We start from the raw sequence: 7,345 nt of genomic DNA on the forward strand, positions 1-7,345 counted from the left end.
GGTCTGCCTCTGTACCGAGGAAAACCATCGCCACGAGCAGATCGTTCCATACCCACAGGAACTGAAAGATGGCAAACGAAGCCAGCACCGGGAACGACAGCGGCAAGACGATCTTGACGAAGATCTCGAAATCGCTGGCGCCGTCGATGCGCGCCGATTCCATGATTTCGCGCGGCAGGCCGGCAATGTAGCTGCGCAGCAGGTAGATGGCGAAGGGCAGGCCGAAGCCGGTATGCGCCAGCCAGATGCCGAGATAGGTCTTCGACGGCATGCCGAAGAAAGCGCCGACGCCATTGTAGAGTTTCAACAGTGGGATCAGCGACATCTGCAATGGCACCACCAGCAGGCCGATGATGACCGCGATCAGCAGCGCCCGGCCGGGAAACCGCATCCAGGCCAGTGCATAGGCGGCAAAGGCGGCGATCAGGATCGGGATGACGGTAGCCGGAATGGTGACGGTCAGAGAATTCATGAATGACCGTCCGATGCCTTCGGAGAACAGCACGGTTCTGTAATTGTCGGTGGTGAATTTCGGCGGCGCCGACGAAGCATAATAGACGCGCTGGCCGCGATCGCCTTCGAACGCTTTCGGGGACTGCATGGTGAAGCTGCCGTCAGCATTGAGCTGCAAGGTCACGCCGTCGCCGAGATCGGCTGTGGTGCCGGCGGGATATTGCGTCGGTGCCGCCGATTTGACTCCGAAGGCGCTGATGTCGCGCTTGGCGCCGTCTCCGAAGATATTGCCCTCGAGGATGAACTTGCCGTCCTTCTCGACTTGCGCCGAGGCGGGCGGGAGCCGGCCGGCCTCCGTCTGGGTGGAACTGGCGAACGAGTTCCACCATCCCGAGGCGATGATCTGGTTCTTGTCGCGCAACGACGAAACCAGGATGCCGAGCGTCGGTATGGTCCAGATTGCGACGAAGATGAGCACGGCGATGTGGACGCCAAAGCGGCTGGCGAAGGAATTTCCGGTCGCGACGGCCATCTCAATGTCCTCCCGTCTCTTTGTTCGCCTGGCGGATGTTCCAGACCATGATCGGAATGACCGCGATCATGATGATGATGGCGATGGTGGCGCCGCGACCGAAATCGCCGCCGCCGCGGAACATCCAGTCGAACATCAGATTGGCCAGCACCTGGCTGTTCCACTGGCCGTTGGTCATGGTCAGCACGATGTCGAACACCTTGAGCACCAGAATGGTGATCGTGGTCCAGACCACGGCGATGGTGCCCCAGATCTGCGGCACCATGATCTTCCAGAAGATCTGGAACGGATTGGCGCCGTCGATGACGGCGGCTTCCAGCGTTTCTTCGGGGATGCCGCGCAGGGCGGAAGACAGGATGACCATGGCAAAGCCTGTCTGGATCCAGATCAGGATGATCATCAGGAAGAAATTGTTCCAGAACGGCAGCGATATCCAGACCTGCGGCTGGCCGCCGAAATGCTGGATGATGGCGTTGAGGATGCCGATCTGGGTCTGACCCTCGCCCCGATACTCGTAGATGAATTTCCAGATCACGCTGGCGCCGACGAAAGAGATCGCCAGCGGCAGGAAGATCAGGCTCTTGGCGATCGTGCCCCACCAGATCTTGTCGGTGAGCACGGCGATGATCAGCCCGAGGAAGGTGCAGGCGGCCGGCACCACCGCCAGCCAGATGATATTGTTGAGGATCGAGTTGCGGAACTCGCGGTCGCCGAACGCCCATTCATAGTTCGCCAGGCCGACGAAATTGATGCCGCCGCGATCGAGGAACGATAGCCGCAGCGTCTCGACCACCGGATAGATCAGGTAAATGGTGAGGATGATCATCGCCGGGCCGACGAACAGCCATGGCCGGACCAGCCCTTGCCGGCGCAGATTGTCGATGGCCGCGGCACCCGCGACGCCGCGTGACGGGAATATCAGGTCGACCAGTTTGTTGGCGCCCCAGAAATAGGCGACGCAACCGCCGACCCCGACGATGATGACGAAAATGGCCGAGAAAATCTGAGCCGCCATGGGTCCCTCCCCCTGCGCATGACCCGACAAGGAATGACCTTGGTGACGGGACCAGGCGCCGATTCAGTTGTTTGGAGCGCGTCGTCGGCGGCTTGCGCACATTGCCGATCGCGCTTCATGTCAATGCGCTCATGACGAAAGGCTGCGGCACGGGCCGCCGTCGGATCCGGGCCAGTACGGTCCGGATCCAGTGCGAGAATGGTTGGTCGTCTACGTGCCAGCCGTCTACTTGATGGCGTCCCAGCTCTTCTGGATGTCGGTGGCGACGTCCTGCGCCGACTTGCCGCCGACCAGGTCGATCATGCCGGTCCAGAAGGCGCCGGCGCCGATCTTGCCCGGCATCAGGTCGGAACCGTCGAAGCGGAAGGTCGAGGCATTGGCGAGGATTTCGCCCTGCTTCTTCAGCGCGTCGCTGGCATAGGCATCCTTGTTGACCGACTTGAGCGGCGTCACGAAGCCGCCCTCTGCCATCCAGATCTCGTGGGCGAGCGGCATCTTCAGGAATTCGATGAACGCGCGCGCGCTCTTGCTGTCCTTGGTGATCATCGCCAGCGTGCCGGCGCCGAGCACGGGCGTGCCCAGTTCAGGCTTGGAGGCATAGGGCGGGAAGTAGAAGAAGTCCGCGTCCTGGCCGACCTTGGTGCCTTCCGGGAAGAAGGTCGGAATGAACGATGCCTGGTGGTGCAGGTAGCATTTCGGCGGCACCGAAAAGAGGCCCTTCGGGCTGTCGCGGAAATCGGTCGCCGCAACCGCCTTGGCGCCGCCGTCGACCATCTTGTCGTCGGTCGCGATCTTGCCGAAAATGTCGATGGCGTTGACCACTGCGGGGTCGTTGAACGGGATCTCGTTCTTCACCCATTTGTCGTAGACCTCCGGAGGCTGGGTGCGCAGCATCAGGTCTTCGACCCAGTCGGTCGCCGGCCAGCCGGTGGCGCCGCCGGAGCCGAGGCCGATGCACCACGGCTTGCCGCCATCGGCGATGATCTTCTTTTCGAGATCGGCGAGTTCTTCCTGCGTCTTCGGCACCTTGTAGCCGGCTTCCTCGAAATTATCCGGCGAGTACCAGACCAGCGACTTCACGTCGGCCTTGTAGGGGAAGGCGAAGAAGCCCGGCTTGCCGTCCTTGTCCTTGAAAGTGCCGAGATCGACCCATGACTGGCCGGCACCGTAATTGTCCTTGACCCATTTGGCGGTGTCGTCACCGAGCGGCGTCAAAAGGCCCTTCGACGCCAGGTCCTGGATGAGGCCCGGCTGCGGCAGCACGGCGATGTTCGGCGGGCTGCCGGCCTGCGTGTCGATGACGATCTGCTGTTCGTAATTTTCCGAGGAGGAGTATTTGATCTCGACGCCGGTGGCTTCCGAGAAATAGTCGAGAACGCCGCGCACCAGGCCTTCGTCCTCGCCGCGCCACGGTCCGAAGATCGACAGCGTCTCACCCTTGAGGTCAACTTTCTTGAGTTCTTCGTAGTTCGCCCAGTTGAAGCGCTTGTCTTCACCGGGCTTGAACTTCAGTTCGGCCTGCGCGGGCGCGTTCAGGGCGAACGTGGCAAACGCAGCACCCAGCAAAAGCATTTTTTTCATCGGTATTCCTCCCAGTGGGTCTCACACACCGGACGGAACCTCCATTCCGCCCGCCGACGCCGCAGGACTGTGACTCAGTCGGAAAGGAACCGCAACCTTTCGAAGAGTCTTCCAAAGCGCTTTGGCTTTTTTGATCACGCCATTGAATCGCTGGGAAGTCAAGAGGCTGGCGGATTAATCGATTTAGGTTCGCGCATTTTCACTCCTAAAAGTGCGCCGCAACATACTATTATGGCGATGCAGCAGCAATTTTTGTTTCAAACATGCCCAAACCGCGTCTATGGTTCGGCTTCGCATGGCTCGGCCCCGGTGGCACTTGGGTCGATTCAATTTAAAAGCGCTTTGAGGGACTGGAGACTTTCGTGAACCTCAAGCAGCTCGCCCACATGCTGGCACTTTCGCAAACCACGGTAAGCCGTGCGCTGAACGGCTATCCCGAGGTCAACGAGGAGACGCGCAGGCGTGTCATGGATGCCGCCAAGCGCCATGGCTATCGCCCCAACCCGAGCGCGCGCCGGCTGGCGACCGGCAAGACCGGCATGATCGGCTATGTCCTGCCGACCGGTGCGTCCGTCGACATCGATCCGCATTTCGTCGAGTTCCTGTCCGGCCTTGGCGACTATGCCCGCTCGCACGAGCTCGACCTTGTGCTGTCGCCGGCCGACGCCGACGACCAGGAAACCACTTACCGGCGCATCGTCGCCAACCGGCAGGTCGACGCCGTCTACATCTCCTCGCCGAGGCCCGCTGACCGGCGCGTGGCGTTGGTCAACACGCTCGGCATTCCCTTCATCGTCCATGGCCGCAGCGAAGGTTTCGATTTCGACTATGCCTTCACCGACATCGACAATGAGGGCGCCTTCCACGAGGCGGCCAGGCTGCTGATCCAGCTCGGCCACCGGCGACTGGCGCTGATCAACGGCGACGATCGCGAGACCTTCGCCATCCATCGCGAACGCGGCGTGCGCCGGGCGCTCGCCGCGAGCGGACTGTCATTGAGCGAACGCCATGTATGCTCGGTCGATATGACCGAGGAGAACGGCTATCGCGCCACCAGGCGTTTGCTGGAAGAGGAAGACGCGCCGACGGCGATCGCCTGCTCCAGCCTGATCATGGCGCTGGGCGTCGTGCGCGCCGTGCGCGACCTTGGCCTGAGCATTCCCGGCGATGTGTCGCTGATCGCCCATGATGACGTCTTCCCCTGGCTGAGGCCGGAGAATTTCTCGGTGCCGCTGTCGACGACGCGTTCATCGATCCGTCTCGCCGGCGCCCGTGTCGCCGAGAGGCTGGCGGCACGGATTTCGGGACTGGAGGAGGGCGCCCGCGGCGAGGTCTGGCCGGTGGACCTAGTGGTCAGGGGATCGGTGGCGGGGGCGCCGGCGTAGGGGCGAGACCTATCACCATCACCGACCGAGTTCAGCCCGATGCGGTCCTTCTCAGCCAAACCGAGGGTCTATTAACGCCGCATTAGCCCACCTGTTGGAACATGGGCCGATGAACACCAGTCAGCCAAGCGCCGCTTTCGGCCGACGCGGGCGCGAGAGTAGCGCCCCGGCGACGGTTGACCATACTGCAAAGCCAACAAGACCAACGCGCCCTGTCGGCCATATCGTGTTTCTGCTTGGCTTGATGGGCCTTTTACTGACCGTCGCCGGTGCAATCTTCTGGACTTTGTCAGGGATCGGAAAGGCAAATGCGGAAGCCGCGCGGACAGAACAGAAAGTGGTCGACATCATCAACCAGCCGATCACCCATCTGCCCCGCTTTGGATCATTCTCGGTGTTTTCACCAGGCTGGTTCCATCCGGGCGCCACAAAGCCGGACTTCAACAATGTCGATATCCGCGCCACGCAGGAACTCACCTATGAGGGCTATGTCACTTCAGACCTGAACCCCACCGAAATGTTCCTCGGACGTGAGCTCGAATTCAACGTGATGACCAAATATTTCTACACCGACCGAACGCTGCCCAAAAAGCGGCTGTCCGGCCCGGAAATGGTCGAGATCAACGGTCTCTACCGCGTCATCGGTCACGACGAGCAGGCAGTATTGATACGATGGTTGACGATAGCCGGTTTGGTTGTCGTTGGGCTTTGTCTTGGATCAGCGTTGCTTCTGCAACTCGGTCGAATCCGGCAGGTTCCGGCTACATAAAGCGGAAGGGCAAAAACTCACTCCTTCGCAGCCTCCGCTGCCTTGATGTCCAGCAGCCCATAGCCGAAGTCATTGTCGCGCCCCTTGGGGCCGAGATCTTTCGCCGTTGCGGCAAGCGCCTTCTCGATGTCGTCGGCCGAGCGATCGGGCGCGGCGTGGATGAGATTGGCGATGGCGCCGCTCACGATCGCTGCCGCGAACGAGGTGCCGGTGACGACATCCGAGCCGGCGCCGCTCGGCGCCACCATCTCGACGCCGGGCGCCGAGATGAATACATAGGCGCCGCGATTGGCCTGCGGCATCAGTCCGTCACTGGCATCGGTGGCGGTCACCGCGATGACGCCGTCGAAGGCCGCCGGGTAACCATAAGGTGCTTTCGGCCCGTTGTTGCCGGCGGCGGCGACCAGCACAATGCCGAGCGCGCGGGCATTGCGGCAGGCGACGCCAAGCAAATCGTTCTTCGGCCCGACGAAGCTCATATTGATGATGCGCACGTCCTGTTCCGCCGCCCAGTCGAGCGCCGCCAGGATAACGTCCATGGTCGATTTGCCGCCCTCGAAGGCGCGGGCGTGATAGATTTTTGCGCCCGGCGCCATGCCTTCCAGCGCGCCGACGCCGGCGATCAGCCCGTCGATCGACGTGCCGTGATCGCGCTTTTCGATCGGCACGTCGGGCATGGCGTCGAACTGCCCGGCAATGACGCCCGACAGCGCCGGGTTGGTGTCGTCGATGCCGGTGTCGATCACCGCGATGCGGACGTTTTCGCCGCTGGCCTGTTTGGAATCGAGCGCGATACGATCGAACGCATAGTTGACGATGCCGGCGGCCTGCTGCAGCGAATAGACGTGATTGGGCTCGCGCCGCTGGGTGCGGCCGTCGGCGGCCAGTTGCGCCAGCACGACGCCGACGGGCCGGCCGTCGGGAATGCCGAAGCGCACCAGCGTGGTGCCAAGCAGAAGCGACTGGCGCTGCGAGCGCACCTGGAGACCGAAGGAGGCGGCGATCTGCTGGACAGCGCCGGCATCGCCGTCGACGGTCACCAGCACCTCGTCGGGCACGAAATCGCCTACCACCGCGCGCCGCGGCTGAACGGCAATGAGATCGGTCGGCGAGACGATCGGGCCGCCGGGCGGGGGGCCGGCTTGGGTAACGGCCGGCGGCGTCGCGGGCGCCGGCCGGGGCGTCGGCACCGGTGCAGGAGGCGCCGTCGGGTTGGGAAACAGGTCGACGATCAGGGCCGGCAGGAACACCGCGCCGGACTGCGCCGCATCCGATCCGCCCTTTGTGTCGCTGCCATCCTTGGCGCAGTCGGCTCCCGCCGCGTTGGTCCCGTCGCGGCAGTCGATTTTCGCCGAGTCGGGATTGGAATCGTTGGTCTGCGCCGACGCGGGCACGGCGACGATTGTCATCGCCGCCGCAAGCATTGCCGCAAATCGAATGATTGCCTCAGCCGCCATCAACCGGTTTCCTTCCCTCGATCACAGTCTCCGTGAAGGGCTGGGCGGCAACAAGGCCGACTTGCTTGTTGTAGTCGGCAGCGGTCGCGGCCGGAATGCCAAGCCGGAAGACGCCGTCGGCGGTCGGTCCGCCGATGATCTTCAGCCCGTTGC

At 62.6% G+C, this 7,345-nt stretch carries 6 protein-coding genes and 1 pseudogene; 2 read left to right on the plus strand and 5 right to left on the minus strand.

Features of this window, described 5'->3' with window-relative positions; genetic code table 11:
* From EN943_RS32790 to EN943_RS32800, 3 genes are all read right to left on the minus strand, one after another.
* Window positions 1-985 (minus strand): carbohydrate ABC transporter permease (locus EN943_RS32790; protein WP_164778494.1); only part of this gene is annotated, 985 nt, incomplete at its 3' end.
* Window position 986: 1 nt separating this feature from the next.
* Window positions 987-2,000 (minus strand): sugar ABC transporter permease, encoded by a 1,014-nt coding sequence (locus EN943_RS32795; RefSeq protein ID WP_013528262.1) that lies wholly within the window; start codon window positions 1,998-2,000, stop codon window positions 987-989.
* A gap of 225 nt (window positions 2,001-2,225) precedes the next feature.
* The gene (locus EN943_RS32800; protein WP_127267791.1) at window positions 2,226-3,581 is read right to left on the minus strand and encodes an ABC transporter substrate-binding protein; all 1,356 of its coding nucleotides are present in this window, start codon (window positions 3,579-3,581) and stop codon (window positions 2,226-2,228) included.
* A gap of 362 nt (window positions 3,582-3,943) precedes the next feature.
* Here EN943_RS32800 and EN943_RS32805 point away from each other — a divergent pair, with 362 nt between their 5' ends.
* A complete protein-coding gene (locus tag EN943_RS32805) occupies window positions 3,944-4,966 on the plus strand; it encodes a substrate-binding domain-containing protein (protein WP_127416109.1) in 1,023 nt (340 codons plus the stop codon).
* A 109-nt stretch (window positions 4,967-5,075) separates the two neighbouring features.
* Window positions 5,076-5,735, plus strand: a complete 660-nt coding sequence (locus EN943_RS32810; protein ID WP_127416110.1) for a hypothetical protein — start codon at window positions 5,076-5,078, stop codon at window positions 5,733-5,735.
* Window positions 5,736-5,752: 17 nt separating this feature from the next.
* Here the strand turns inward: EN943_RS32810 and EN943_RS32815 are convergent, their stop codons facing one another.
* Window positions 5,753-7,192, minus strand: coding sequence for a S8 family serine peptidase (locus EN943_RS32815; RefSeq protein WP_127416111.1), 1,440 nt, complete (start codon window positions 7,190-7,192; stop codon window positions 5,753-5,755).
* Window positions 7,182-7,345: pseudogene (locus EN943_RS38600) on the minus strand (anti-sigma factor); the annotation flags it as partial. The gene EN943_RS32815 and the pseudogene EN943_RS38600, both read right to left, overlap by 11 nt.

Source organism: Mesorhizobium sp. M7A.F.Ca.US.006.01.1.1 (genome assembly GCF_003997935.1).
Classification (GTDB): Bacteria; Pseudomonadota; Alphaproteobacteria; order Rhizobiales; family Rhizobiaceae; genus Mesorhizobium.

What these genes read in the sequence shown, in the direction of transcription:
- EN943_RS32815 (WP_127416111.1), bottom strand. Translation starts at nt 7,192, where the DNA reads ATGGCGGCTGAGGCAATCATTCGATTTGCGGCAATGCTTGCGGCGGCG.
- EN943_RS32795 (WP_013528262.1), bottom strand. Translation starts at nt 2,000, where the DNA reads ATGGCGGCTCAGATTTTCTCGGCCATTTTCGTCATCATCGTCGGGGTC.
- EN943_RS32810 (WP_127416110.1), top strand. Translation starts at nt 5,076, where the DNA reads ATGAACACCAGTCAGCCAAGCGCCGCTTTCGGCCGACGCGGGCGCGAG.
- EN943_RS32800 (WP_127267791.1), bottom strand. Translation starts at nt 3,581, where the DNA reads ATGAAAAAAATGCTTTTGCTGGGTGCTGCGTTTGCCACGTTCGCCCTG.